The sequence below is a fragment of the Lysobacter enzymogenes genome, from assembly GCF_017355525.1.
In the GTDB taxonomy this organism is placed as follows: domain Bacteria; phylum Pseudomonadota; class Gammaproteobacteria; order Xanthomonadales; family Xanthomonadaceae; genus Lysobacter; species Lysobacter enzymogenes_C.
This window is the reverse complement of the sequence record NZ_CP067395.1, coordinates 2,010,434-2,036,284: the sequence shown is the minus strand read 5'-3', so window position 1 is coordinate 2,036,284 and position 25,851 is coordinate 2,010,434. Positions and strand designations below refer to the sequence as shown.

21 protein-coding genes are annotated in these 25,851 nt (G+C 70.6%); 15 read left to right on the top strand and 6 right to left on the bottom strand.

From position 1 onward, the window contains the following. The first annotated feature begins 117 nt into the window (after window positions 1–117). The 4 genes from yajC to JHW38_RS08410 all read left to right on the top strand — a co-directional run bounded on the left by yajC (window position 118) and on the right by JHW38_RS08410 (window position 4,484). On the top strand, window positions 118–456 hold the full coding sequence (gene yajC / locus JHW38_RS08425; protein WP_207525514.1) for a preprotein translocase subunit YajC: 339 nt from the start codon (window positions 118–120) through the stop codon (window positions 454–456). A 58-nt stretch (window positions 457–514) separates the two neighbouring features. Then, a complete protein-coding gene (gene secD / locus JHW38_RS08420; protein WP_207525513.1) occupies window positions 515–2,374 on the top strand; it encodes a protein translocase subunit SecD in 1,860 nt (619 codons plus the stop codon). 15 nt (window positions 2,375–2,389) lie between these two features. Beyond that, window positions 2,390–3,355: a protein translocase subunit SecF gene (gene secF / locus JHW38_RS08415; RefSeq protein WP_207525512.1), complete on the top strand. Its 966-nt coding sequence runs from the start codon at window positions 2,390–2,392 to the stop codon at window positions 3,353–3,355. A 253-nt stretch (window positions 3,356–3,608) separates the two neighbouring features. Then, window positions 3,609–4,484, top strand: coding sequence for a class I SAM-dependent methyltransferase (locus tag JHW38_RS08410; protein ID WP_207525511.1), 876 nt, complete (start codon window positions 3,609–3,611; stop codon window positions 4,482–4,484). A gap of 22 nt (window positions 4,485–4,506) precedes the next feature. Here the strand turns inward: JHW38_RS08410 and JHW38_RS08405 are convergent, their stop codons facing one another. After that, on the bottom strand, window positions 4,507–5,355 hold the full coding sequence (locus JHW38_RS08405; protein ID WP_207525510.1) for a hypothetical protein: 849 nt from the start codon (window positions 5,353–5,355) through the stop codon (window positions 4,507–4,509). Between the two features lie 194 nt (window positions 5,356–5,549). Beyond that, entirely contained in the window at window positions 5,550–6,368 is an 819-nt protein-coding gene (locus tag JHW38_RS08400) for an inositol monophosphatase family protein (protein WP_207525509.1), read from the bottom strand. A 96-nt stretch (window positions 6,369–6,464) separates the two neighbouring features. Here JHW38_RS08400 and JHW38_RS08395 point away from each other — a divergent pair, with 96 nt between their 5' ends. From JHW38_RS08395 to JHW38_RS08385, 3 genes are all read left to right on the top strand, one after another. After that, complete coding sequence (locus tag JHW38_RS08395) at window positions 6,465–7,334, top strand: RNA methyltransferase (protein WP_207525508.1); 870 nt, start codon at window positions 6,465–6,467, stop codon at window positions 7,332–7,334. 127 nt (window positions 7,335–7,461) lie between these two features. After that, window positions 7,462–8,436 carry a phosphate/phosphite/phosphonate ABC transporter substrate-binding protein gene (locus JHW38_RS08390; RefSeq protein WP_242691268.1) on the top strand — a complete coding sequence of 325 codons (975 nt, stop codon included), beginning with the start codon at window positions 7,462–7,464 and terminating at the stop codon, window positions 8,434–8,436. A 10-nt stretch (window positions 8,437–8,446) separates the two neighbouring features. Further along, window positions 8,447–10,588 carry a putative bifunctional diguanylate cyclase/phosphodiesterase gene (locus tag JHW38_RS08385; RefSeq protein ID WP_207525506.1) on the top strand — a complete coding sequence of 714 codons (2,142 nt, stop codon included), beginning with the start codon at window positions 8,447–8,449 and terminating at the stop codon, window positions 10,586–10,588. Between the two features lie 128 nt (window positions 10,589–10,716). On the opposite strand, the gene JHW38_RS08380 is transcribed toward JHW38_RS08385, so the two are convergent. Both JHW38_RS08380 and JHW38_RS08375 read right to left on the bottom strand, forming a co-directional pair. Further along, entirely contained in the window at window positions 10,717–11,424 is a 708-nt protein-coding gene (locus tag JHW38_RS08380; RefSeq protein WP_207525505.1) for an exopolysaccharide biosynthesis protein, read from the bottom strand. Continuing rightward, a complete protein-coding gene (locus tag JHW38_RS08375; protein ID WP_207525504.1) occupies window positions 11,405–12,751 on the bottom strand; it encodes a hemolysin family protein in 1,347 nt (448 codons plus the stop codon). Before JHW38_RS08375 ends, JHW38_RS08380 begins: the two co-directional genes overlap by 20 nt. Before the next feature lie 443 nt (window positions 12,752–13,194). Here JHW38_RS08375 and JHW38_RS08370 point away from each other — a divergent pair, with 443 nt between their 5' ends. Beyond that, complete coding sequence (locus tag JHW38_RS08370) at window positions 13,195–13,821, top strand: DUF47 domain-containing protein (protein ID WP_207525503.1); 627 nt, start codon at window positions 13,195–13,197, stop codon at window positions 13,819–13,821. A gap of 10 nt (window positions 13,822–13,831) precedes the next feature. Then, window positions 13,832–14,959, top strand: a complete 1,128-nt coding sequence (locus tag JHW38_RS08365; protein ID WP_207525502.1) for an inorganic phosphate transporter — start codon at window positions 13,832–13,834, stop codon at window positions 14,957–14,959. 173 nt (window positions 14,960–15,132) lie between these two features. Here JHW38_RS08365 and JHW38_RS08360 read toward each other — a convergent pair whose 3' ends face one another. Continuing rightward, a complete protein-coding gene (locus tag JHW38_RS08360; RefSeq protein ID WP_207525501.1) occupies window positions 15,133–15,537 on the bottom strand; it encodes a hypothetical protein in 405 nt (134 codons plus the stop codon). On the opposite strand from JHW38_RS08360, the gene JHW38_RS08355 reads away from it, so the two are divergent. From JHW38_RS08355 to JHW38_RS08330, 6 genes are all read left to right on the top strand, one after another. Further along, complete coding sequence (locus tag JHW38_RS08355) at window positions 15,536–15,913, top strand: MGMT family protein (protein ID WP_207525500.1); 378 nt, start codon at window positions 15,536–15,538, stop codon at window positions 15,911–15,913. The two genes, JHW38_RS08360 and JHW38_RS08355, sit on opposite strands and share 2 nt — an antisense overlap. Before the next feature lie 290 nt (window positions 15,914–16,203). Then, window positions 16,204–16,920 (top strand): rhomboid family intramembrane serine protease, encoded by a 717-nt coding sequence (locus JHW38_RS08350; RefSeq protein ID WP_207525499.1) that lies wholly within the window; start codon window positions 16,204–16,206, stop codon window positions 16,918–16,920. Window positions 16,921–17,285: 365 nt separating this feature from the next. Continuing rightward, window positions 17,286–18,443 (top strand): AAA family ATPase, encoded by a 1,158-nt coding sequence (locus JHW38_RS08345; protein WP_207525498.1) that lies wholly within the window; start codon window positions 17,286–17,288, stop codon window positions 18,441–18,443. Beyond that, window positions 18,440–18,859, top strand: a complete 420-nt coding sequence (locus JHW38_RS08340) for a hypothetical protein (protein ID WP_207525497.1) — start codon at window positions 18,440–18,442, stop codon at window positions 18,857–18,859. Before JHW38_RS08345 ends, JHW38_RS08340 begins: the two co-directional genes overlap by 4 nt. A 4-nt stretch (window positions 18,860–18,863) precedes the next feature. Then, window positions 18,864–20,822: a hypothetical protein gene (locus JHW38_RS08335; RefSeq protein ID WP_207525496.1), complete on the top strand. Its 1,959-nt coding sequence runs from the start codon at window positions 18,864–18,866 to the stop codon at window positions 20,820–20,822. Beyond that, window positions 20,815–23,586, top strand: a complete 2,772-nt coding sequence (locus JHW38_RS08330; protein ID WP_207525495.1) for a bpX6 domain-containing protein — start codon at window positions 20,815–20,817, stop codon at window positions 23,584–23,586. Before JHW38_RS08335 ends, JHW38_RS08330 begins: the two co-directional genes overlap by 8 nt. A 115-nt stretch (window positions 23,587–23,701) precedes the next feature. Here the strand turns inward: JHW38_RS08330 and JHW38_RS08325 are convergent, their stop codons facing one another. After that, window positions 23,702–25,717, bottom strand: coding sequence for a M13 family metallopeptidase (locus JHW38_RS08325; RefSeq protein ID WP_207525494.1), 2,016 nt, complete (start codon window positions 25,715–25,717; stop codon window positions 23,702–23,704). Window positions 25,718–25,851: the final 134 nt, after the last annotated feature.

Here is a 25,851-nt window from a genome sequence, read left to right as displayed (position 1 = left end):
CGAAAGCGTGCGCCCCGGCCCAGATTCGACCCGGCTCCGCCCCGGATCGGGGCCGGCCGTAGCCCCGGCCCGGCCGTGGCATAATCCCCGGCTATTTTTAGTTCCAGGACTTCACAGATGAACCTGCTCGACCTCCTGATCGCCCCCGCCTACGCCCAGGGCGCCGCGCCGCAAGCCGGCGGCGGCCTGACCACCCTGGTCCTGCCGCTGGTCCTGATCGCGGTGATGTACTTCCTGATCTTCCGCCCGCAGATGAAGCGCGCGAAGGAACACAAGGGCATGCTGGAAAAGCTGTCCAAGGGCGACGAGGTGCTGACCAACGGCGGCATCGCCGGCACCGTCACCAACATCGGCGAGAACTTCATCACCGTCGAAATCGCGCCGAACGTGGCCGTCCGCATCCAGCGCGGCGCCATTTCCAACGTGCTGCCCAAGGGCACCTTGAAGTCGGCCTGAGCCGACGCCACGACACTTTGAGACGCGGCGGCCGGGGAGGTCGCCGCAGGGGTTTTCGATGCTGACCTTCGCGCGCTGGAAATACTTCGCCATCCTCGCGGTCCTGATCCTCAGCGTGATCTATGCGCTGCCGAACGCTTATCCGCAGGACCCGTCGGTCCAGGTGTCCGCCGCCAAGGCCGGCACCATCGCGATCGACGCGCCGCTGGCCAAGCGGATCGAGGGGATCCTGACCGAGGCCAAGATCGCGACCAAATCGATCAAGGTCGAGGAGCAGGGCAACCTGCTGGTGCGCCTGGCCGACACCGAACTGCAGACCCGCGCCGCCGACTTGCTGCGCCCGCGCCTGGGCAGCGACTACGTGGTCGCGCTGAGCCTGGCGCCGACCGCGCCGAAGTGGCTGGAATCGCTGGCCGCCAAGCCGATGCCGCGCGGCCTCGACTTGCAGGGCGGCGTCCACTTCGTCATGCAGGTCGACCAGGAGGCCGCGCTGAACAAGCGCCTGGACGCCTACGTCGAAGACATCCGCTCGACCCTGCGCGACGCCGGCGTGCCGTACACCTCGGTCGTGCGCCGCGGCAACGAAGCCCTGGTCGCCACCCTCGGCGTCAACGCCGACAAGGCCAAGGCGCAGCAGCGCCTGCGCACCTCGTTCCCGAACCTGAGCATCGCCCTCGACGGCCAGACCCTGACCCTGGACGTGCCGCAGACCGAGCTGAGCCGGATCTCGCTGGAAGCCATCGAGCAGAACCTCAACACCCTGCGCAACCGCATCAACGCCTTCGGCGTGGCCGAGCCGGTGATCCAGCGCCAGGGCACCGACCGCATCGTGATCCAGCTGCCGGGCCTGCAGGACACCGCCGAGGCCAAGCGCCAGATCGGCGCGACCGCGACCCTGGAATTCCGCGCCGTGGTCGGCGAGGAAGCCGCCGCGGCCGCCGCGGTGCGCGACCACAGCATCCCGCCGGACGCGCGCGTCTACTACGACAACCAGAAGCGTCCCTTGCTGCTGTCCAAGCGCCTGCTGGTGTCGGGCGACCAGTTGGTCAACGCCCAGCCGATGACCGACCCGCAGAACGGCCAGCAGGGCGTGCAGATCAACCTCAACAGCGTCGGCGGCCAGCGCATGCTCGACCACACGCTGGAGAACGTCGGCAAGCGCCTGGGCATCGTCTACGTCGAACAGATCCCGACCACCTCGATCGTCGACGGCAAGGAAGTGCAGTCGATCCGCACCGACGAGCGCGTGATCAACTCGGCGACCATCCGCGGCGTGTTCGGCAAGAGCTTCCAGACCACCGGCCTGAGCGCGGAAGAATCCAAGTCGCTGGCCAACCAGCTCAAGTCCGGCGCCCTGGCCGCGCCGATGGTGTTCGTCGAGGAGCGCGTGGTCGGCCCGAGCCTGGGCGCCGAGAACGTCAAGCGCGGCACCACCGCGGTGCTGTACTCGTTCGTGTTCGCGCTGACCTTCTTCCTGATCTACTACCGCATGTTCGGCCTCATCACCTGCCTGGCGCTGCTGCTGAACCTGCTGATGGTGATCGCGCTGATGTCGCTGATGGGCGCCACCATGAGCCTGCCGGGCTTCGCCGGCCTGGCCTTGTCGGTCGGCATGTCGGTCGACGCCAACGTGCTCATCAACGAACGCATACGCGAGGAATTGCGCGCCGGGGTGCCGCCACAGGCGGCGATCGCCACCGGCTACGACAAGGCCTCCGGCACCATCTTCGACTCCAACATGACCGCGCTGCTGGCCGGCGTGGCGTTGTGGGCGTTCGGCACCGGCCCGCTGCAGGGCTTCGCGATGACCATGATCATCGGCATCCTGACCTCGGTGTTCACCGCGGTCACCGTGTCGCGCGGCATCGCCACCCTGCTGTACGGCGGCCGCCGCAAGCTCAAGTCCATCGCGATCTGACGGGAGAACCCAGACATGAAGATTTTCCCGCTGACCCTGCTGCCCAACGACGCCAACATCGATTTCATGCGCCTGCGATGGATCTCCATCGCGGTCGCGGCGATCATCATGTTCGTGGCGATCGGCGCGATGGCCACCCGCGGCTTCAACTACGCCCTGGACTTCACCGGCGGCAACCTGATCGAAGCGCATCTGGACAAGCCGATGCCGCTGGACGCGGTGCGCGACAAGCTCGCCGCCGACGGCTACGACAGCGCCCAGGTGCAGACCTACGGTTCCGGCAACCAGCTGCTGATCCGCCTGCAGCCGCGCGAAGGCGAGAGCGGCGACGTCGCCACCAAGCACGCCGCCGACGCGGTGCTCAAGGCGGTCGCCGACGCCGGCAACAAGGCCGACATCGTGCGCAACGAGTTCGTCGGCCCGCAGGTCGGCAAGGAGCTCGCGCTCAAGGGCCTGTACGCGCTGCTGTTCGTGGTGGTCGGCTTCCTGATCTACATCGCGTTCCGCTTCGAATGGAAGTTCGCGGTGGCGGCGATCATCACCACCCTGCACGACGTGGTCGTGGTCGCCGGCTGGTTCGCGATCAGCGGCCACGAGTTCGACCTGACCGTGTTGGCCGGCATCCTGTCGGTGATGGGCTACTCGATCAACGACACCATCGTGGTGTTCGACCGCGTGCGCGAGAACTTCCGCAGCATGCGCGCCGATCCGGAGACCGTGCTCAACAAGTCGATCAACCAGACCCTGTCGCGCACCGTCATCACCTCGTTCGTGGCGTTCCTGACCGTGGTGGCGCTGTACATCTACGGCGGCGGTTCGCTGCGCGGCATGGCCGAGTCGCAGATGCTCGGCATCATCATCGGCACCCTGTCCTCGATCTTCGTCGCCTGCCCGCTGTTGACCCTGGGCCTGCTGAAGGTCACCAAGCAGGACCTGATGCCGAAGGCGAAGGACGAAGCGGCGCTGGCGCGCCGGCCGTAAGCGGTCTTCGTTGCGTTTCCGGGAAAGGCCGCGCGATTGCGCGGCCTTTTTCGTTGGCGCGGTTTCTCCCTGTAGGAGCGGCGCGAGCCGCGACTGCGACAACGCAACTACGGCGCTGCTTTCGCCGCGAGCGGAAACCCCGCAGTCGCGGCTCGCGCCGCTCCTACAGGAAGCGAACCGCGGCATTCTGGCGATTGACCGGGTCGTCGCATCGCGGAAGACTGGCGCGGCCATTGCCCCGCCGGAGACCGATGTGGAAACCCCCGCGAACACGCCGCCGCCGAACGCCGAGCAGATCGAATACTGGAACGGCCCGGTCGGCCAGCGCTGGCTGGCCTACAACGACTGGCTCGACGAACGCACCGCCGCGTACGGCCGCGCCGCGTTCGCGGCCGCCGCGCCGCAGCCCGGCGAGGCGGTGCTCGACATCGGTTGCGGCGCCGGCGCGACCTCGTTCGAACTGGCGCGCGCGGTCGGCGCCGGCGGTTCGGTGACCGGCGTGGACATCTCCGCGCCCTTGCTCGGCCGCGCGCGCGAACGCGCCGCGGCGCTGGCGCTGCCGGTCAAGTTCCGCGAGGCCGATGCCAGCCGCCCGACCTTCGCGCCGCACAGTTTCGACCTGCTGTATTCGCGCTTCGGGGTGATGTTCTTCGACGATCCGACCGCGGCCTTCGCCGAACTGCGCAAGACCCTCAAACCCGATGGCCGCATCGCCTTCGCCTGCTGGCAGGGGCCGCAACTCAACGACTGGTACGAACGGCCGCTGGCCGCCATCGCCGATATCGTCGAACGCACGCCGGTGGACACGCGCCAGCCCGGGCCGTTCGCGTTCAGCGATCCCGACCACATCCGCGAAGTGCTGGCCGACGCCGGTTTCGCCGGCGTCGAACTCAAGCCGTTCGCGACCCCGTTCTACCTCGGCCGCGGCGCCACCCGCGAAGCGATGGCCGACGATGCGATGGAGCAGGTGTTCCGGGTCGGGCCGATCGCGCGTCTGCTGGAGCCGCAGGGCGAGGAGATCAACGCGCGGGCGCGCTTGGCGATCCGCGCGTCGCTGCTGGAACTCGCCTCCGACGACGGCCTGGAAGTCGGCGGCGCGGTGTGGGTGGTGACGGCGCGGGCGGGATGAGCCTCCCGCGCCGCGCGGCGGATTACGGACAGGCGACCTTGACGCCGTTGCCGGTGGGATCGGCGCCGCACTGGGTCAGCGGCTGGCCGTTCTGGTTGATCGCGATCAGCTCCAGGTAGTTGGTGGAGCGCTTCGGGTCGACCGCCGGCCGGGTGAACTCGTGGTACACCGTGGACATGAACTCGGCCAACGGCTCGCCTTGGAACGGGCTGGCCTTGATCAGCTTCTTGCACACATTCTTGTAGCTGAGCTGCTGGCCCGGATAGTTGTCGTTTTCCCATTTGTAGATGATGTTTTTCTGAATCAATGCGTGGCGCGCGGGGTCGCTCTTTTCCGCTTCGATGCGGTATTGCGCGCCGGCCAGCGCGGCCTTGCCGTTGCCGGTCAGCGCGCAGCGGGTCACCCCGCCTTGCAGCTCGGCAATGCCGCCGCAGTAGCGGTCGTTGACCCGCTTGAGCAGGCTGGCCGGCCCCTTGCCGGCGCCGCACACCGCGAAGTACGTCAGTTGCGGCGTGGCCGCGCGGGCCTTGTGCAAGTTCTCGGCGAACTCGTCGTAGGGCATCCCGGACAAGGTGTTGTCGCCGCCGTGCGCGGCGACGAAGATGCGCGGATACGCCGCCAGGCCGCGCGGATCGGCGTTTTCGACCGGCTCGATGCTGCCCCCGGGTTGCATCAGGAAGGCCGCGGTCACGTCGTGGTTGATGCGCGCCCATTGGTAATCGAACGTGGCGGCCGGGTCGTCGCACACATCCTTCATCACGATCATCGCCTGGGCGCCGGCGTCGCGCGGCGCGAGCGCGCCGAGTGAAAGGCCGGCGCAGACCAGCAGGGACAGCAGCGGGAGCGAACGCGACGGCGATGCGGTGGTCATGGCGAGCCTCGACAGAAGGGGAGGGGCGCGCGCGGACGGGGCGGCGCCACGGCCGCGTGCACTGGGTTCAACGCCGTCGGGTCGGGGCGGTGAAGCGGGTCGTTATCCGCCGATCGAATGCGCAGCAACGAAAAACGCCGCGACCAGCGCGGCGTTTTCGCATACTCGACAATCGCGCCAGCCGGCGCGCCGGTTCAATCGAACGCGGCGGCGTAGCCGGTGTTGACGATGCGCTGCTGCAGCGCGTCGGCCAGACGCAGGTTGCCGGCGACGATCTGGCGCGGCGGCAGGCCGCGGTTGTCCATCGGTCCGGTCGCGCGGCCCTTGAAGTCGCTGACCTTGCCGCCGGCCTCGCGCACCATCAGCACGCCGGCGGCGACGTCCCACGGCTTCAGCCCGGCTTCGAAGTAGGCGTCGGCACGGCCGCAGGCGACGTAGGCCAGGTCGAGCGCGGCCGAACCGGTGCGGCGCACGTCTTCGGCGTCGAGCAGCAGGTTGTCCAGGCACTTGAGGTGGGCGCTGGCGCGCGCGCGTTCGCGCGGCGGGAAGCCGGTGATCAGCATCGCGCCGGTCAAGTCCTTGCGGTCGGCGATGCGCACGCGCTTTTCGTTGAGCTGCATGCCGCTGCCGCGGCTGGCGGTGAACAGGTCGTTGCGCAGCGGATCGAAGATCACGCCATGGGTCGGTTCGCCGTTTTCGCACAGCGCGATCGACACGCAGAAATGCGGGATGCCGTGCAGGTAGTTGCTGGTGCCGTCGAGCGGGTCGATGACCCAGGTGTTGCGGGCCTGGCCGATCGGGCCGTGTTCTTCGCCGAGGATGGCGTAGTCGGGCGTGGCGCGGCGGAATTCCTTGATGATTTCGGCTTCGGCCAGGCGATCGACTTCGCTGGCGTAGTCCATGCGGTCCTTCTCCACCACGTTGAGCGCGTCCAGGCGGTGCATGTGGCGCAACAACACGTTGCCGGCGGCGCGGGCGGCCTTGACCATGAGGGTGACGGCGGGTTTCTGCATGGCTTACGGCCTCGGACGGAATGAGGTGGGGACGGCTGACGGGGGTAAAGAGCGGGCCGGCGCCTATGGCCGGGGCGGGGAGTTTACCATTTGCGCATGAACCACGATCCCCGCGAACCCAACGAACCCGCGCAGGCGCCGCAAAACGCCAAGTCGGATGCCAACTCACTTGAGGCTGCGGCCCCGGCCTCGCCCGTCCTGGCCGAACCTGAAGACCCGGCGGCGGCGCGCATCCGCATCGTCCTGGTCGGCACCCAGCACCCCGGCAACATCGGCTCGGCGGCGCGGGCGATGAAGACCATGGGCCTGTCGCGGCTGATCCTGGCCGCGCCGGAAAAGGCCCCGGACCGCGACAGCTACGCCCTGGCCGCCGGCGCCGACGACGTGCTGGCCGCGGCCCGGATCGTGCCCGACCTGGCCGCGGCGGTCGCCGACTGCCACTACGTCCTCGGCTGCACCGCGCGCAGCCGCCGCATCGCCCTGGAGCAGTTCGACCCGCGCCAGGCCGCGGCCGCGTGCGACGCGCGCGCCCGCGCCGGCGGCGAGGTCGCGCTGGTGTTCGGGCGCGAGCGCACCGGGCTGGAGAACGAGGAATTGCAGCTGTGCCACGCGGCCGTGCACATCCCGGCCAATCCGGCGTACAGCTCGCTGAACCTGGCCGCGGCGGTGCAGGTGCTGAGCTACGAGCTGCGCATGGCCGCGCTGGCCGCGGCGCCGGCCCCGGACGAGGCCGCCGGCGGCCGCGAGCCGCCGGCCAGCCACGCCCAGATGGAAGGCTTCTTCGGCCAGCTCGGCCAGGCCCTCGACGCGATCGACTTCCACAAGGGCCGCACGCCCGAGGCGGCGATGCACAAGCTGCGCCGGCTGTTCCTGCGCGCGCAGCTCGACGAGCGCGAGGTGCGGCTGTTGCGCGGCGTGCTGGCCGATGTCGAGCGCACCGCGATGCTGCTGGCCCAGCGCCGCTGAAGCCTTGGCGGCGCAGTCCGGCGGCGCGCGTATCGCCGCCGAAGCATCGTTCGAGGTATCGGCGCGGGCGCGGTTTCGATTACGCTGCCGCAGCGGTGTGCCGATCCGCTCGGCGAGGATGAAGCGATTGGTCGCTAACAGGGGCTGGCGTTGGGCGTGCCTGTTCGGGCTGGCGTTGGCCGGAGCCCTGAGCGCGGCCGCGGCCGCGCCGGCGCCCGCGCCGCACGAGCGGCCCGGGCATGGCCACGGCGAAGATCCCGATGCGCATGTGCTGGTGCTGGGCCGGATCAGCGACGATCCCAAGGCCCACTACGAACAGCTCAAGCCGCTGCTGGACTACGTGGTGCCGCGCATGGCCTCGGTCGGCATCCAGGAGGGCCGCATCCTGATGGCCAAGGACGTGCAGCAGATGGGCAGCTATCTGCGCCGCGGCCGGGTCGACTGGGTCAGCGAGACCGCCGGCACCGCGATGCTGCTGCAGCAGCGCGCCGGCGCGAAGCCGTTGCTGCTGACCGAACGCGACGGCGTCAGCCATTACCACAGCGTATTCTTCGCCCGCCGCGACAGCGGCCTGCGTTCGCTCGACGACCTCAGCGGCCACAACGTCGCGTTCCAGCGGCCGTCTTCGACCAGCGCCTACTTCGTTCCCGCCGCGACCTTGCTCGAACGCGGCCTGCGCCTGGAAATCCTGTTGTCGCCGACCGACCGCATCAACCGCGGCGCGGTCGGCTACCTGTTCGCGCGTTCGGAGCTCAACATCGCCACCTGGGTGCACAAGCGGCTGGTCGACGCCGGCGTCACCAGCAACCTCGACTGGGACAACCCGCGCCGGGTGCCGGAGGCGTTCCGCCGCGACTTCGTCCAGATCGGCCGCAGCCCCGACTACCCGCGCGCGCTGGAGCTGGTGCGCTCGGACATGGATCCGAAGGTCGCCGCGCGCCTGCGCGAGGTGCTGCTGGACGCGGCCGCAGACCCCGACGCCGGCGAGGCGCTGCTGCGCTTCTTCAAGACCACCCGCTTCATGCCGATCGACCCGGCTTCGCAACGCGCGCTCGACCACATCGGCGCGGGCGTGGCGCGGGTGCGCGCGGACGTCGAATGAAGGGGGCCCGATGAAATCGCCGCGCGGCCTGCAGGCCAAGTTCCTGTCGATCATGGGTCTGGCCCTGGCGGTGGTGGCGGTGCTGATCGGCCTGCTGCTGCAGCGCCAGGAGCGGATCCAGAGCGCGGTGGTCGAGGTCAGCCGCGACGCCATGCGCGACAGCTTCGTCGCCAGCCTGCGCCGCCACGGCGAAGGCGAAGTGGCCCAGCTCGCCGGTTCGCTGACCAACCCGCTGTACTACTTCGACCTCGACGCGATCGGCGAACTCAGCCGCGCGGCGATGACCAACCCGGGCGTGCGCTACGTGGTGGTCTACGACAACGACGGCAACATCGTCCACGACGGCAGCGAGGAGATCCCGAGCTACGGCAAGCGCATGGACGATCCGCTCGCGGCGAAGATCATGGCCGCGCCGGCGCTGCTGGGGCAGTGGAGCGACAGCACCTTCGACGTGTCCGCGCCGATCAAGATCGGCCAGCAGCGCCTCGGCGGGGTGCGCGTGGGCTACGACCTCAAGGCCATGCGCGCGTACCAGGACAGCGCGCTGGAAGAACTGCGCCGGCGCCTGGAAGCGCTGGGCCGCCTGCAATTGCTGTGGGTCGGCCTGCTCAGCCTCGGCCTGCTGGCGCTCGGCGCGGCGATGCTGTGGCTGATCCAGCGCTGGCTGGTCAAGCCGATCCGCGAACTGGCCGAGGCCGCGCACACGATCGAGGACGGCCGCTTCGGCCAGTTCGACGACTCCGACGCGGCCCGCCACAACGATGAAGTCGGCGACCTGATGCGCGCCTTCAGCCGCATGAGCCAGTCGCTGGCGCGCCACGACCGCGACATCCGCCGCATGGCCTACACCGATTCGCTGACCGGGCTGGCCAACCGGCTCGCGTTCCGCGAGGCGCTGGACGCGCGCCTGCAGCAGTTCGACGGCGGCCGCGGCCAGCTGGCGCTGCTGTTCGCCGACATCGACGACTTCAAGCGGGTCAACGACACCCTCGGCCACGACGCCGGCGACGAGGTGCTGCTGCAATGCGCGCAGCGCATCGCCGCCACGGTCGAGCGGGTCGGCGGCGAACGCGCGCTGCTGGCGCGCTTCGGCGGCGACGAGTTCGTGATCCTGGTCGAAGGCCGGCATCACCGCGCCGGCGAAGCGCGTCAGCTCGCGACCCATCTGGCCGAAGTGCTGGTGACCGAGCTCGGCCAGCCGATCGCGGTGCACGAGCGGCAGGTGTTCCTCGGCACCTCGATCGGCGTGACCCTGTATCCGGAAGACGCCAGCGGCGCGACCGCGCTGATGAAGAACGGCGACATCGCGATGTACCAGGCCAAGGTCGCCGGCAAGAACTGCTACCGCTTCTACAGCCGGGCGATGGACCAGGCGGTGGAGCGGCGCGTGCACCTGGAACACGCGCTGCGCGGCGCCTGGGACCGCGGCGAGCTGAGCCTGGTCTACCAGCCGGTGTTCCGCCTCGGCGACGGCGCGATGGTCGGCGCCGAGGCCTTGCTGCGCTGGAAGCATCCCGAGCAGGGCCTGATCGCGCCGTCGGTGTTCATCGACGTGGCCGAGCAGAGCGGGCAGATCGAAACCCTAGGCCCGCAGGTGCTGCGCGCGGCCTGCGAGGACGCGGTGACCTGGCGCGAGGCGCGTCCCGGCGCCGAGCCGCTGTTCGTTTCGGTCAACGTCTCGCCGCGGCAGCTGCGCAACGGCGACCTGCCCAACGTGGTCGCCGCGTGTCTGCAGGAAACCCGGCTGCCGCCGTGGCTGCTGCACCTGGAGCTGACCGAGACCGCGGTGATCGGCGACGAAGTCCACGCCAGCGCCTTGCTGTCGCGGCTGCGCAGCAGCGGGGTCAAGGTCTGGCTGGACGATTTCGGCACCGGCTTTTCCGGCCTCAGCCATCTGCGCCGGGTGCCGGTCGACGGGGTCAAGATCGACCGCAGCTTCGTCGCCGACGTGCTGCGCGATCCCGACGATCTGGCGCTGACCACGGCGATCATCGCGATGGCCCACTCGCTCGGCGTGACCGTGGTCGCCGAAGGCGTGGAGAAGGAAGGCCAGTACGCGGTGCTGCGCGAACGCGGCTGCGATCTGGCGCAGGGTTACTGGCTCGGGCACCCGGTACCGGCGGCGGAGTTTTTGGCGCAGTTGCCGCAGTAGGCGGGTTGCGGCGTCGGTGTCGGTTCGCGGTCGCGGCTCGCGCCGCTCCTACACGAAGCCCCTGTAGGAGCGGCGCGAGCCGCGACCGCGCAAATCCAACTATTGCGCAAGCGTCCTGCGCGACGCCCTCAACCCAGCTTGTCGCGCGCCAACGCGATCCACTCCGCCGCCGCCTGCACCAGGCTGCCGGACAGGATCCCGAACACCACCACCGCGGCCGCGCCGGCCGCCCAGGCGATCAGCATCAGCTTGCCGTCGCGTTCGAGCAGGGCGAACGCGAACAACAGCAGCAGCGCGCCGAACAGGAAATTGGTGAACGGAATCGGCAGCGACAGCAGCACGCCGACCAGCACCACCAACAGGCCGGTGAAGGCGCTGGCGGCGCGGTGATCGAGCAGCGCAGTCAGGCGCGGGCTGACGAAGCGTTCCAGCCGGGTCAGCCACGGCGCCAGCAGGTTGCGGAATTTGCCGAGCGCGCTGCGGTGCGGGCCGCGCCGGGCGATGAAGCCCGGCAGCCACGGCCGGCGCAGGCCGATCAGCAATTGCAGGCCGACCAGGATCACCAGCGGCCCGCTGACCGCGCCGCCGACGCCCGGAATCGGGATGAAGGCGGGCAGGGTCGAGACGAACAGCAACATGCCGAAGGAGCGGTTGCCCAGGCCGTTGAACACGTCGCCGAAACGCACCTGCTCGCCCGGGTCGCCGGCGACGATCGCGTCGAGCAGGGCGCGGGTGCCGGCTTCGTGCGCGCCGTGGCGGCGACGCGAGCCGTCGCCGCCGCCGCGCGGGTCGTCCCCGCGCGGAGCGTCGCCGCGGTCAGCCGCTGGTGGCGTCATCTTCGCCGGACTCAGCGGGCTTGGCCTGCTGCGGCTGCAACAGCAGCTTGTCGATGCGCGGGCCGTCCAGGTCGATCACCTCGATCCGCCAGCCCGGCCAGGCGAAATGCTCGCCGACGTGCGGGATCCGGCCGAAGTGGGCGATGACCATGCCCGCGGCGGTGTGGAAGTCGTGCTCGTCCTCGTTCGGCAGGCGGCCGCCGCCGACGGTTTCGCGCAGTTCTTCCAGCGGCAGCGCGCCGTCGACCAGATAGCTGCCGTCCTCGCGCTGCACCACCGGGCCCGGCTGGTCGTCGGATTCGGCGTTCTGCACGCGGCCGATGACCGCGCCCATCAGGTCGTTGACGGTGATCAAACCGGTCACGTCGCCGTACTCGTCGACCACCAGCGCCAGCGACTGCTGTTCCTCGCGGAAGATCTCCAGCAGCTTCAGCGCGTGGGTGGATTCGGACACGAACAGCGCTTCCTTGAGCTGGCCGAACAGGTCCGGCACCTGGCCCTGCACCAGTTCGGCCAGCAGCGACTTGGCCTCGAGCACGCCGAGCACGTCCTGGTCGCTGCCGCGATAGACCGGGAAGCGCGAGAACGGCGATTCGCGCATCGTCGCCAGGTTCTCCTCCAGCGGCGCGGCCGCGTCGAGCCAGGCGATGCGGGTGCGCGGCGTCATCAGGCTGTCGGCGGTGCGGTCGCCGAGGCTCAGCACGCGGTTGACCATCTTGCGTTCGTCGGCGTCGATCACGCCCTGCTCGTGGCTTTCGCTGACCAACAGGCGGATTTCTTCTTCGCTGATCTCGCTGCGCGCGTCGTCCTTGATCCCGAGCAGGCGCAGGATGAAGCGGTTGATCGTGCCGAGCACCGCGACCGCCGGCTTGGCCGCGCGGGCCAGGCCGTTGAGCACGATCGCGACCGAACTGGCGATGCGTTCGGGGTTGGTCAGCGCCAGGCGCTTGGGCACCAGTTCGCCGAAGATCACCTGCGCCGAGGCGATCAGCACGACCGCGGTGCCGATGCCCAGGGTGTGGGCGTAGCGCGTGGCGTCGCCGGGCAGCAGGAAGTCGAACCAGCCGGCGATGATCAGGCCGATCGACTCGCCGCCGAACAGGCCGGTCAGGATGCCGATCAGGGTGATGCCGATCTGCACCGTCGACAGCAGGTTGTCCGGCTGCTCGGCCAGCGCCAGCGCGGTGCGCGCGCCCTTGCTGGGGTGCGTGGGGTGTTCGGCCATTTGCTTGAGCCGCAGCTTGCGCGAGGTCATCAGCGCCATCTCCGACATCGCGAAGAAAGCGTTGAGGACGATCAGGGCTACGACGATCAGAAGTTCCAGCATCGGCAGCGCCTCCTGTGGCCGGTGGACCCTGGCAAGGGCGATTCACGGAAAGGGGCGGAGCGGATCGGGGAGGCCGGCAGGGCGCGGCCGGGCGGCGGTTTTGGGTCGTCGTCCATGGTGTGGTGCGGGGAAGGGAAGGGTGCCGCGGCCGGCGCGCGGGGCGGCGGTCGGGGCGGGGCCGATCTTAGCAGGCCCGCGCGGCGGCCCTTCGTGAAAGGCCGGCGAGTGCGCGGAACCGCCAACTCGGTGCGGGTCCATACCGTTCTGGGGGCGCCCGGATGGCCCGTCAAGGTGGGCGGGCCGTCGTCAAACGGTCATAATCGCGCCCGCACGCCCCGTCGCCGTTCCCGGCGCGGCCGCGCGCGGCGCCGGCCCGGCCGGTCGCCGACCCCCATTCGAACCCGCCGGGCGGCTCCGCCGCGACCGGCCCAGAGGCTCCCCGCATGTTCTCCCTGCAGACGATTTTCGGCCAAGGCAACCAGTTCTACACCCTGCTGGAGGAGGCCTCCGTGGCCGCCCACGACGCCACCCGCGCGCTGCACGAGATGCTCAAGGCCGCCGACCGCCAGCCCGCGCTGGACGCGTTCAAGCTGGCCCGCCAGCGCGAGCGCGAGACCTCCGACAAGATCAGCCAGGAGCTGGTCGACAGCTTCATCACTCCGATCGAGCGCGAGGACATCGAAGCGCTGTCCTCGGCGCTGTACAAGATCCCCAAGCAGGTCGAGAAGTTCGCCGACCGCTACTCGCTGGCGACCCGGCACCTGGAGCAGATCGACTTCGCCCCGCGCGCGGCGATGCTGGAGCAGGCCGCCGGGGTGGTGGTGAAGATGGTCCACCAGCTGCGCCACCTCAAGCTGGAGCCGATGAAGGCGCTCAACGACCAGCTGCGCGCGCTGGAGAACGAAGCCGACCGGCTGATGCTGGAGCTGTACCGCGACATCTATTCCGGCCAGCTCGACAACCTGCAGATGTTCCTGCTCAAGGAGTTCTTCGAGATCCTGGAAAAGGCCATCGACCGCTGCCGCGAGGCCGGCGTGGTCGCCTACCAGATCGTCCTGAAAAACTCCTGAGGCGCGCGCGATGCTTACGCTCGTCCTGGTGGTCATCCTGGCCGCGTTGATCTTCGAATACGTCAACGGCTTCCACGACACCGCCAATTCCATCGCCACGGTGGTGGCGACCAAGGTGCTCTCGCCGATGCAGGCGGTGATGCTGGCGGCCTCGACCAATCTGATCGGCGCCTTGTGGGGCACGGCGGTGGCCAAGACCATCGCTTCGGGCCTGATCGACGCCGGCGTGGTCGAAGTCGGCTCGCAGCTGCTGCTGTGCGCTTTGCTCGGCGGCATCATCTGGAACCTGATCACCTGGTGGCTGGGCCTGCCGTCGTCGTCCTCGCACGCATTGATCGGCGGCCTGTGCGGCGCGGCGATCGCCGCGGCTTCGAACAACTGGCACGCGGTGGTGTGGTCGCATCCGGCCGAACCGATCTGGAAAAGCGCCGGCGTGCTGTGGAAGGTGATCGTGCCGATGTTCACCTCGCCGGTACTGGGTTTCGCCGCCGGTTTCCTGGTCATGGGCGTGCTGTTCGCGGCCATCTCGGCGATGGCCGCCAGCGGCGGCATCCTGCGGCGGATCGCGCGGCCGCGCTGGGTCAACGGCTTCTTCGGCAAGGCGCAGCTGCTCAGCGCCGCCGGCATGGGCTTCGCCCACGGCATGAACGATGCGCAGAAGACCATGGGCATCATCGCCCTGGCCCTGATCAGCGCGCAGCAGGCCGGCACCCTCGACAACCTGCCGGCGTGGCTGGCGTTCCTGCATCCCTCGCCGGGCGCGATCGCGCACAACGACATCGACACCTGGATCAAGCTGACCTGCGCGGTGGTGATGGCCGCCGGCACCGCCGCCGGCGGCTGGCGCATCATCAAGACCCTCGGCCACAAGCTGGTCAAGCTGCACCCGATCCACGGCTTCGCCGCCGAGACCAGCGCCGCCTCGGTCATCATGGCCGCCTCGTCGCTCGGCATTCCGGTGTCGACCACCCACAACATCTCCGCCGCGATCATGGGCGTGGGCACCGCCAAGCGCTTCAACTCGATCAAGTGGACCGTGGTCGAGAAGATGATCTGGGCGTGGATCCTGACGATCCCGGCCGCGGGCGGCATCGCTTATGGACTGTTCGAGGCGATGCGGTTCATGGGCTGGATCTGAGGTCCGGCGATGGATACGAAGAGGCCCGCGGATGCGGGCCTTTTTCGTTGCGATGGGATGGCGTCGTTACCGCGTTGTCGCGAGTAGCCCATGCGGCACCCGCAGCCCTGTAGGAGCGGCGCGAGCCGCGACCGCGAAAACTCAACTACGCCGAAACCCGCCTTCGCGCGAACTCAGAGCAAATCGCCGTTCGCCGACAACACCCGCTCCATGCTGTCGCCGACCCCGCCGATCTCCAGCACCAGCCGCTGCAGCTCGGCCGAATCCAGCGTATCGAGCGGACGGTTCTCGCACAGTTGCAGGTACGGCACGCCGTCGAGGTTGCCGATCGCCAGATAGCCGACGTGGCTTTCCCAGTTGAAGGCCAGCGCGCGGCGCGCGTCCAGGCCGGTGGTCGGGGCGATCGCGGTGCTCACGCGCAGGAAGCCGCGGCCGTCGTCGTCTTCCTGTTCCGACAGGAAGATCGATTGGTGGCGGGTGCCCTGTTCGAGCGACAGCTCGACGCAGATCACGCTGTCGTGGACGGAAAGACGGAACCCGGCCTGGGTCAGGTGCTTGTGGATCTTATCGAACTGCATGGGGGCGACTCCTGCGCGCAACAGGGCATATGCTACCGCGATGGACAGCGAAACTGCCGCCAAACGCATCTTCGCCGCGATCCGCGCGATTCCGCGCGGCGAAGTCGCCGGTTACGGCGAGGTCGCGCGGCGCGCGGGCCTGCCGGGCCGCGCGCGCCTGGTCGCGCGCCTGCTCAGCGAGAACGAAGATCCCAAGCTGCCCTGGCACCGGGTGCTGCGCTCCGACGGCCGCATCGCCTTCCCGGAAGGCTCCAAGGGCTGGCGCGAACAGTCCCAACGCCTGCGCGCCGAAGGCGTGAAGGTCGAGAAAGGGCGGGTGCGCGGCCAGCGCGCGGCGGCGACGATGGACGAGCAGATTTGGGGGCCGGCGGAGTAGCGCTGGCGGTGCGCGGGACGAATGCTCGATCCGACGCGGCGACGGTGTCGACCGGGCTGCGCGCTGCCCGGCTGAGCCGGCTGTATCGCCCGGCGGCGCGGCTGAAACGGGTCGGCCGGCGACGCCGGACGCGCCCGCACAGCCGGCAGGCCGGACGCGCGGGCGGGACCGGTCGCCGCGCCGCGACCGCGGCCGCATTCCGATCTGAACGGCCGACGCGATCTGCACGCCGCGCTCACCTCCCGGCGCGGCGCGCGCGGCTACCATAGCGCCCGGTCCGAGGAGTTGCGATGTTTTCCAGTATCCCGTCGGTCACGCGCAAGCTGCTGATCGCCAACGTTGCCGTTTTCCTGTTGCAGTCCATCGCCGGCGCGAGCGAAGCCGCCCGCGCCTGGCCGTTGTGGTTCGAACTGTGGCCGTGGGTGCCGCCGCAGTTCGAAGTCGACGGACCGGGTTTCATGCCGTGGCAGCTGGTCACCTCCGGCTTCATGCACGGCGGCCTCGGCCACCTGGTGTTCAACATGCTCGCGCTGGTGATGTTCGGCTCGACCGTCGAGCACGCCTGGGGCGCGCGGCGCTACGCGATCTACTACTTCGTCTGCCTGCTCGGCTCGGCGCTGCTGCAACTGGCCGCGGCGACCTACGCGATCTATCAGGGCCAGCTGGTGCTGACCCTGGGCGCGTCCGGCGCGATCTACGGCCTGCTGCTGGCCTACGGCGTGCTGTTCCCGAACAGCAAGGTGACCTTGCTGCCGTTCCCGATCGTGCTCAAGGCGCGCACCCTGGTGATCGTGTACGTGGCCGCCTCGCTGTTCTACGGCGTGTTCACCACCGGCACCGGCGTCGCCCACTTCGCCCACCTCGGCGGCATGCTGATCGGCTGGCTGCTGATCCTGTGGTGGCGCAAGCATCCGCCGCGCAGCGGCGGCAGCGGCCCGCGCCGCGACCCGCGCGCCGAGGCGCTGCGGGATCGGCGCAAGGCGTCGAAGCTGCGCGTAGTCAAGTAGGCCCCCTGTAGGAGCGGCGCGAGCCGCGACTGCGACAACCCAACTACGACGATAGTCGCGGCGTAGGTGGGTTGTCGCAGTCGCGGCTCGCGCCGCTCCTACAGGAGCATCCCCAGCGGATCGGGAAAACCCGCCCCCGGGCCGGCGCCGTTCGCCCACACCGCTGCGCCGCTCACGAACCTAACGCGACCTCAGTTGCGGTTTCGCGCGCCGCGCGCCTACAGTGCGCGCGTGGCCGGCGCGTCCGCGCGCGCTGCGTTCGCTGCGCGCCCGCAACGCCGGCCCACACCCCGATCAACGACCCAACGCCACGTCGCTACGGCCACGCCGCCGCCGCGCGCCGCCAAGGACCCAGGCCGCCCGCTATGACCTCCAGCTCCTCCGCGGTGAGTTCCGCCCCCTCCGCCGCGCAACAGGCCGCGGCCCGCGTCCGCGACGCCGCGCATGCCGCCACCACCGGCTTGGTCGAACGCGAGCAGCTCGCCGAGCTGATCGTGCTGGCCGCGGTCGCGCAGGAGCATCTGCTGATCCTCGGCCCGCCGGGCACCGCCAAGAGCGCGGTGGTGCGGCGCGTCGCCGCGGCCCTGGGCGGCCGCTATTTCGAATACCTGCTGGGCCGCTTCACCGAGCCGTCGGAACTGTTCGGCCCGGTCGACCTGCGCCGGCTGCGCGAGGGCGTGGTCGAGACCGACGTCAGCGGCATGCTGCCCGAGGCCGAGGTCGCGTTCCTCGACGAGGTGTTCCTCGGCTCGACCGCGATCCTCAACACCTTGCTCGGCGTGCTCAACGAACGCCGCTTCCGCCGCGGCCACACCCAGGTCGCGTGTCCGCTGCGGGTCTGCGTCGGCGCGTCCAACGCGCTGCCCGACGACGAATCGCTGGCCGCGTTCGCCGACCGCTTCCTGCTGCATCTGTTCGTCGAACCGGTGCCGGACCACCAGCTCGAAGCGCTGCTGGCCGGCGGCTGGCAGGCGCAGGCGGCGCCGTTGGCGCACCGCGCCGATCTCAGCGACATCGACGAACTGAGCCGGCGGGTGCCGGCGGTGGCGATGGAGCGCGCGCGCGGGCTGCTGGCCGAGGCGATCCGCAAGCTGCGCGGCGCGGGCTTAAGCCTGTCGGACCGGCGCATCGTCAAGGTCCAGCGCCTGATCGCCGCGGCCGCGGTGCTGGCCGGGCGCGACGCCGCCGACGAAGCCGACCTGTGGCCGCTGTTCTACGTCATGCCCACGCGCGAAGCGCAACTGGCCGCGCAGGACGTGCTGCGCGATTCGCTCGCCGCCGCCGCCAACCCGACCCTGCGCGCCGCGGTCGAACACGCCGCGCTGCAACCGGTGTCGCGGGTCGCGCGCCTGCTCGAAGCCGCGCGCGCCTGCCTCGCCGGCGCGGCCGACGCGCCCGGCGCCGGGGTCATCGCCGAAGCGCTGCTGCGCGAGATCGACGCCAACTTCGACCGCGACGCGTTGCCGGCCGAACTGGCCGCCGAGCGCGCGCGCCTGGCCGAACGGGTGACGGCGGCGGCATGAACTGGGAGTGGGGCCCGGAACCGGAACCGCCCGCGCCGCAGGGCGCCGCCGGCGTCGGCTGCGCCGCCGCGCGCGCGTTGCTGGCCGCGATAGAAACGCTGGAACCGCAGCGGCGCGGCAAGCTCATGCTGACCGCCAACGCCGACGTGCTGGTGGCGACCGGCCGCGCCGACGAACTGCCGTGGTGCGAAGGCGTGCTCTACATCGCGCCGCGCGAAGCCGCGCCGGCGCTGTGGCTGCCGACCACGCAGCGCCCGCAACTGCCGCTGGACCTGCTGCAACGCGCGCTGGAACGCCGCCATCGCCCGTCGCCTTTGCTGATGCTGCGCGACCCGGCGCAACTGGTGCCTTTGCACCGCGCGCTGCCGGCCGGCGACGAACTGATCGCGCAGATCCGCGCGCGCTGGCAGGACTGAGCGCATGCGCCTGCCCGCGACCCTGACGCCCTGGCGGCAATGGCTGGACTGGTTCGACCCGGAACCGGCGGCCGCGCTCGGCGAGCTGCTGCTGCGCCTGCATCCGCTGCTCGGCGCGTTCCGCCTGCGCGCCTTGCGCGGGCAGGTCGAGCCCGAAGGCATCGACGACCTGCGCCGCCGCGGCAGCTACGAACGCCTGCTGCTGAGCGAATGGGCGCTGGCCGACGCCGCGCCGGAAGAATTCGACCGCCGCGCCGCCGGCGGCGAGCATTTGTTCCTGAGCCCGAAATTGATCGCGCGCCAGACCGACGCGCTGACCGTGGCGGTGTTCGACAGCGGGCCGGCGCAGTTGGGCGCGCCGCGGTTGTTGCATATCGCGTTGTGGATCTTGTTGGCGCAGCGGGCGCAGGCGGCGAAGGCGCGGTTTTTGTGGGGCGTGCTCGGTATTCCCGGCGAGCTGCATGCGGCCGGACACGCGGGCGACCCGACGCAGAGCCTGCGCGAACTGCTCGACGCGCGCGCCTGGCGTTTTCGCGCCGAAGCGAACTTCGCGGAAGCCGGTCATTCCGGCACCGGAGCGGCGCGCGCGATGCTGGAACAGCAATGGGCGCAGTGGCTGGATGCGCAGCAGCCCAGTCCGGGCGAGCGATGGTCGATCGGCGCGGCCGCGGCCGGTTATGGCCTCGGCCACCGCGTCGCCATCGCGGCAGCCGGCGCCGGCGAGTTGGCGGTGACGGTGAGCTCGCCGCAGGCGCGGCGCGAAGCGCGGCTGGCGTTGCCCGATCCCAAGCGCGGCTCGCGCCTGCTGCGCGGCCAGTTCGTGCTCAAGCCGCAGGTGGCGCCGGCCACTGAGGAGATCGGCCCGGTACGGGTGGTGCGGGTGGCCGAACGCATCTCGCTGAAACAGCCGCCGCTGTTGTCGGCGAACGGTTTGTCGGTGGCGGTGCCGTTGTGGGACAAGCAAGTCGTGCATCTGCACCGGCTGACCAGCAAGCGCCGGCTCGGCAACCCCAGCGTGGTGCACTGGACCGGGCCGTTGTTTGCGGCGGGCATCCACGCTCATGTATTCGGCGGCGTGGTGGCGTACTCGCGGCCGCGCGCTCATCCGGGCGCGTACCCGGACGGCGCTCCGCTCCCGGCGCTGTCTTTCCAGGGGCTACGAGGTTTCGTCCAGGGTGTGCGGCCGGAACTGCTGAACTGCTCGCCCGACCGCGGACGCTGGGCGCCGATGGCTTGGGTGCAGGCGTCGGCGAGGGAGCTCGGCGGCCGCGCCGAGCCGAAGCCGGAGCTGTTCGTGCTGGACTCCGGAAACCTGTGGCGCTGGCGCCCGCAGGATTCGGACGGCGATCCCGCCAAGTTCGCGCCGTATGCGCAGCAGGTGCTGGCGATGGTCGCGATGCACGAGGCGTGGGTCGATTACCTGCGGGTGCGCGATGGCCGCATCGAGGTCGCCACCACCCAGCCGGGTCGGGCCAACAGGAACGACCGGGCGCTCGCCGAGGCCAAGTGTCCGGGGCAGATCCAGTCGGGCTGGCTGCACGGCCAGCGGGTGCGCGGCGGTTACCGCCACGTCGCCGCGGTCGAGCTGCGCCTCGGCGGCCACGGCGGCGAGCGTTCCGCGTTGTGGCGGCTGCTGCAATGGGACGGCGGCGACATCGCGGCCGATTTCGAGCTGATCCTGCCGAGCGAATGGAAAGTGATCGGCATCGACGCGCCGCGCGACGGCGGCCCGGCGCTGATCGCGATCAACCCCGACCGCACCGCGGTGCTGGCGATCGGCGAGAACGAACGCCGCACCCTGTACCAGTCCAGCATCCGCCTGACCGTCGGCAGCGTCGCCGCCGGCGGCGAGACCATCGCCGTGATCGACCTGCGCGGCCGGCTGGTGGTGTTGCACGAACGCGGCGTGAGTACGACGATCTACGCCGGGGGAAGCGACGCCGAGGGGGACGGCGATGTCTGAGACGCCCAGCGCGCAGGTGCGCTATCCGGTCTGGCGCGGCCGGCAGGCCGTGGCCGGCTTGTGGCTGCCCGCCGATCTGCTCGACGCGCGCCAGCGCAGCGAACGCCTGCTGCGCTGGTGGGCGCCGGGCTGCCGCGCGTGGCGTTTCGATCGCGCAGCGGCGCGCGGCGATCTGCTGCGGTTCGAAGCCGAGCGCGCGCTGGAATGCGAGCGCGCCGGCGGCACGCCGTTGTGCCGGATCGGCGCGCACGGCCTGTACGCGGGGCCGCTGCGCGCGAGCGAGCGCGAGGGGCTGGCGCCGGCCGATGTGCGCCTGGTGCTGGGCGGACAACTGGTCGCGCTGGATATCGCCGAGGGCGAGGTCCTGGACCCGTCGCTGGCGATCGAGTTGGACGATTACGCGCTGCACGACACCTTCGTCTGCGACCGCGCCGTGCCGAAGCTGGCGCCGGACCGGCTCGGCGGCAAGAGCGTGCGCGCGCTGCTCGGCGATCGGGTCGCGCCGCCGAGCCGCGAGCGCGAGCGGTTCCTGAGCGCCTTGTCGGGCGAGGCTGCGGACGCCTCCGGCGCAAGTTTGCGGGAGCGATTGACCGGCGCGCGCGACAACGCCGCGGCGTGGTTGCTCGCGCAGTTTCCGGGGCTGCTGGGCAGCGGTGCCGGCGGCGCAAACAGCGGCGACCCAGGCGCCAGCGGGTCGGGCGCAGGCGCTCCCGCGCGAAGCGGCGCGGGCGTGTCCGCGCGGACGCGGGTCGCGCGGCCGCAGCGCTGGCGCGAGGCGCTCGCGCGCATGGCCGCGGCCAGCGGCGTGGCGCGGCTGATCGGCATGCGCCAGGGCGCGTACCTGCGCCGGTTGCTGGAGCTGTTCGACCGCGGCGACGTCATGGAAGCGCTGCGCCATGCGCTGCCGGTCGACGGCGAGGCGATGCGCTCGCTGGGCCAGGCCTTCGGCCTGCCGCAGCGGCGCGACCGCCTGACCCCGAGCGCGAGGCTCGGCGCCGGCGCCAGCATCGGCGTCGGCGAAGACGTGCGCGAACTGCTGCGCCAGCGCTATCGCCGCGCGTTCGAGCGGCTCGACCGCGAGGGCCGGATCGACGAAGCGGTGTTCGTGCTCGCCGAACTGCTCAACGCGCGCCAGGAGGCTTTGGACTATCTGCTCGCGCACGACCGCGCCGCGCAGGCCGCGGAACTGGCGCTGGGCTGGGACATGCCGGCGGACACGATCATCCGCCTGCTGATGCTCGCCGGCGACCGCGAGCGCGCGGTGCTGGTGGCGCGCCGCGACAACGCCTTCGCCGCCGCGGTCGCGATTCTCGAAGCGCAGGGCGGACGCCGCGAGGACGCGCTGGCGCTGCGCCGCGAGTGGGGCCACGCGCTGGCCGCGCAAGGCCACTGGCTGGAAGCGGTGGACGCGGTCTGGAGCGACCCGGACGCGCACGAACAGGCGGCGCGCTGGCTGCTCGCGGCCGAAGCCGGCGGCGCCGAACTGTCGGCGCGCGCGCTGGTGCGGCGCGCCGCGTTGCTGCCCGATACCCTCGAACATTACGCCGCGCGCATCGCCGAGCTGTGCGATGGCGACGCCGCGGCCGCGCCGCGCGAAGCGCTGGGACTGGCGCTGGCCGCTTGCAAGAACGGCGGCCCGGCGTTGGCGCGCATCGCCGCGAACGCACTGCCGGCGCTCGCCGCCGATCGCGCCGCCGGCGCCAACGCGCTCGAACGCATGCAGCTCGACGGCATCCGCAAGCTCGCCGCCGACCCGTGGCTCAACGCCGACTTGCCCGACTGGGGCCTGCCGCCGACGCCGCCGGCGTTGCCGCTGTGGAACCGCGCCGCGCCGCTGGTCGCGCGGATCGAGTCCGGCGCCAGCGCGCACAGCCCGCTGGATGTCGCAGCGCTCGGCGAAGGCCGCTGGCTGGCCGCGTTCGGCGAGGCCGGCGTGGCCGTCTACGATGCCGCCGGCCATTGCCTGCGCCGCTACGCGGCGCCCGCGCAAAGGCTGGTGATCGGCGACAGCGGCGAAGTCGCGCTGGCGCTGGTCCAGCGCGATTCGGTCTGGCGCATCGCCCGGCTCGACCTGACCCGGCACGAGATCCTCGACCTCGGCGCGATGCCGTTGCAGTTCTTCGCCGACCGCTTCGACGGCATCGCCTGGTCGGTGGTGTCGGACCAGCGCATCGTCCTGCTCGACGCCAGCAGCGCGGCGCTTAACGTGTTGTGGAGCGTCGGCGATCTCGGCGGCGCGGTGGTGCAGGCGCGGTTCCTGCGCCACGACGAACTGTTCCTGGTCGCCGGGCACGGCGCCACTGCGGTCTGGCACTACCGCAGCGCTCCCAAGCGTTCGCTGGTCTCGCGCGAACCGGTGGAAATTTCCGCCGACACGATGCTGCTCGACCCGCACCGCAGCGTCACCGACGTGGCCGCGGAGGCGAACGCCGACGGCGGCGTGCGCTTCTCGTTCCGCTTCGCCGGACGCAGCAGCGCCATCGACCTGGATCCGCCGGAGCCGGGCACGGGCGAGTGCGACAGCTCGCTGATCCCGCTGACCCAGGGCTTCGCGGTGCTGCTGCACGGCAGCTATCGCATGAACCTGTATCTGGTCGCGCGCGGCAACCAGACGGCCGCGCGTTGCGTGGCGCGGATCGACTGGCCGCAGGCGCCGCTGCGCGCGCGCGAGCAGGACGGGCGGCTGGTGCTGTTCGACGATCAGGGCCGGGCGATGGCGATCGATGCGAACAGTTCGCAGACGCGCGCGGTGCAATTGCAGTGAGCGTCGGACGCGTATCGCGGCGGTAGCCGCGGCTGCCGCGCGCGCGCGATGGCGCGACAAAGAAAAAGCCCGGCTTTCGCCGGGCTTTTTCGTTACTTGCTAGGCGACCAGGAAATCAGGGAAACACCTTGATCTGCTGATCCGCCTTGCGCACCATCGCCGTCCCCGCCTTGCAGCCGAACGCTTCGCCGAACGCCGGCAGGTTCGACAGCGGGATGTTGGTGCGCCACTGGCCCGGGGCGTGGATGCCCGAAGCCGCGCGCTGCGCCGCCGCTTCCGGGCTCAGCTGCTGCGCCCAGACGCCGGCCCAGGCCTTGAAGAAGGCTTGGTTGGCGTCCTTGTTCGCGGCCGGCTGGGCCGCGCGGTAGGCGGCCCAGGCGAGTTCGACGCCGGCCTGGTCGGCGATGGCGACTTCGCGCACCTGGTTGCCGTTGACCTTGACCGCGCTCAGGCCCGGCCAGGATTCGGCGCTGTACTGCGCGGCCACGCGCGCGGTCATCGCGTCCCAGCCCGACACTTCGGCCGGGGTCCACCAGTCGCGCACTTCCTGCTTGGCGTCGACGTAGCGGCCGCGGCTGTCGAAGCCGTGGGTCAGCTCGGCGCCGACCAGGGCGCCGAAGGAACCGTACTGCGCGGCGTCGCCGCGGCTCATGTCGAGCACCGGCGCCTGCAGCATCGCCGCGGTCACGATCAGGCGGTTCTGGGCGATGTCGTAGGCCAGCGACGGCTCCTGCGGCAGCACGTCCCAGCGGCGGTCGGCGTTGCCGCGGCCGATGCGCTTCATTTCCTCGCGGTGGCGCCAGGTCGAGGCGATCAGCATGTTGCTGCCGAAGCTGCCGCGGCCCATCGGTTGCACGGTGTAGTCGAGGTCGCGCTTGGGCGTGCCGACTTCGATCTTGAGCTTGGCCAGCTTGGCGCGCGCCTCGTTCTTGGCGCTGTCGCTGAAGCGGGTGTCGGCGTCGATGGCCTTGGCCAGCGCTTCGCGCACCTGCTGTGCGATCTGCTCGGCGCGCTGGTCGGTCGCGGCCGGCAGGTAGCGCGCGGCGTACTCGTGGCCGACCATCGGGCCGGCGGCGAGGGTGATCGCGTCGAGCACGGCCTGCTGGCGCGCGGGCTGCTCGCGCTCGCCGCGCAGGATCTTGCCGCGGAAATCGAATTCGGCGTCGCGGTAGCTCTTGGCCAGGTACGGCGCCATCGAGTCGCCGACGCGCCAGCGCAGGTAGGTCTTCCACTGCTCGGGCTTGAGCTGGTCGATCAGCTTGTCCATCTCGGCGAACAGCGCCGGGTTGGCCATCGACACGCTGTCGTCGCTGACGCCCTGGGCCTTGAGGAAATCGCCGAGCTGCAGGCGCTTGTAGGTCTTGCCGAGGCTGGCGGTGGCGACCGGCGCGTAGTTGGCGAGCGGGTCGCGCAGCGCCGACAGCGGCTTGGACGCGCGCGCCAGGCGGGTTTCCAGGTCGATGACCAGCTGCGACTCGGCCGCGAGCTTGTCCTTCGGCGTGCCGGTCAGGGCCAGGATCTTCTGCACGTAGACGTTGTACTGCGCCAGCAGCTGGCGGGTGTCGTTGTCGGTGCGGGTGTAGTAGGCCGGGTCCGGCAGGCCCAGGCCGCCCTGGCTGAAGTAGCCGATGTGGCGTTCCAGGTCCTTGAGGTCGATGTCGGCGCCGAAGTTGAACAGCACCGGGATGCCGACCTGGTGCAGGGCGGCGATCGAGGCCGGGATGTCCTTGGACTTCTTGATCGCGTTGATGCGGCCCAGCAGCGGGGCGATCGGCTGGGCGCCGTCGCGTTCGACCGCGGCTTCGTCGAGGCCGCTGGCCCAGAAGTCGCCGAGCAGCTTCTGCACGTTGCCCTGCGGCGCGGTCATCGCGGTGTTCAGCAGTTCCAGCTGCTGGCGGCGGGCGTTGCCGGCCAGGGTCTCCAGCGCCGAGACCGAAGCGGCGCCGGACAGCGGATTGGCGCGCAGCCAGTCGGCGTTGGCGTTGGCGTAGAAGTCGCTGCAGGCGTTGGCGACGGCCGGGGCCTTGGTCTTGGGTGCGGCCTTTTTCTTGGCGGCGTCGGCGGCGGGCGAGGCCAGGCCGGCGATCAGGCTGAGGGCGAGGGCGCAGGCAAGCGGGCGTAGGGTCAGCATCGCGTAGTCCATCCGAAGGATGCGGGAGTTTAACAATCCGGCGTGGGATGGCGGTGAATGGGGTTGGGATTCGGGACTCGTGGCTCAGGTCGCGGGATTCGGGATTCGGGATTCGGGGTTCGGGGTTCGTGATC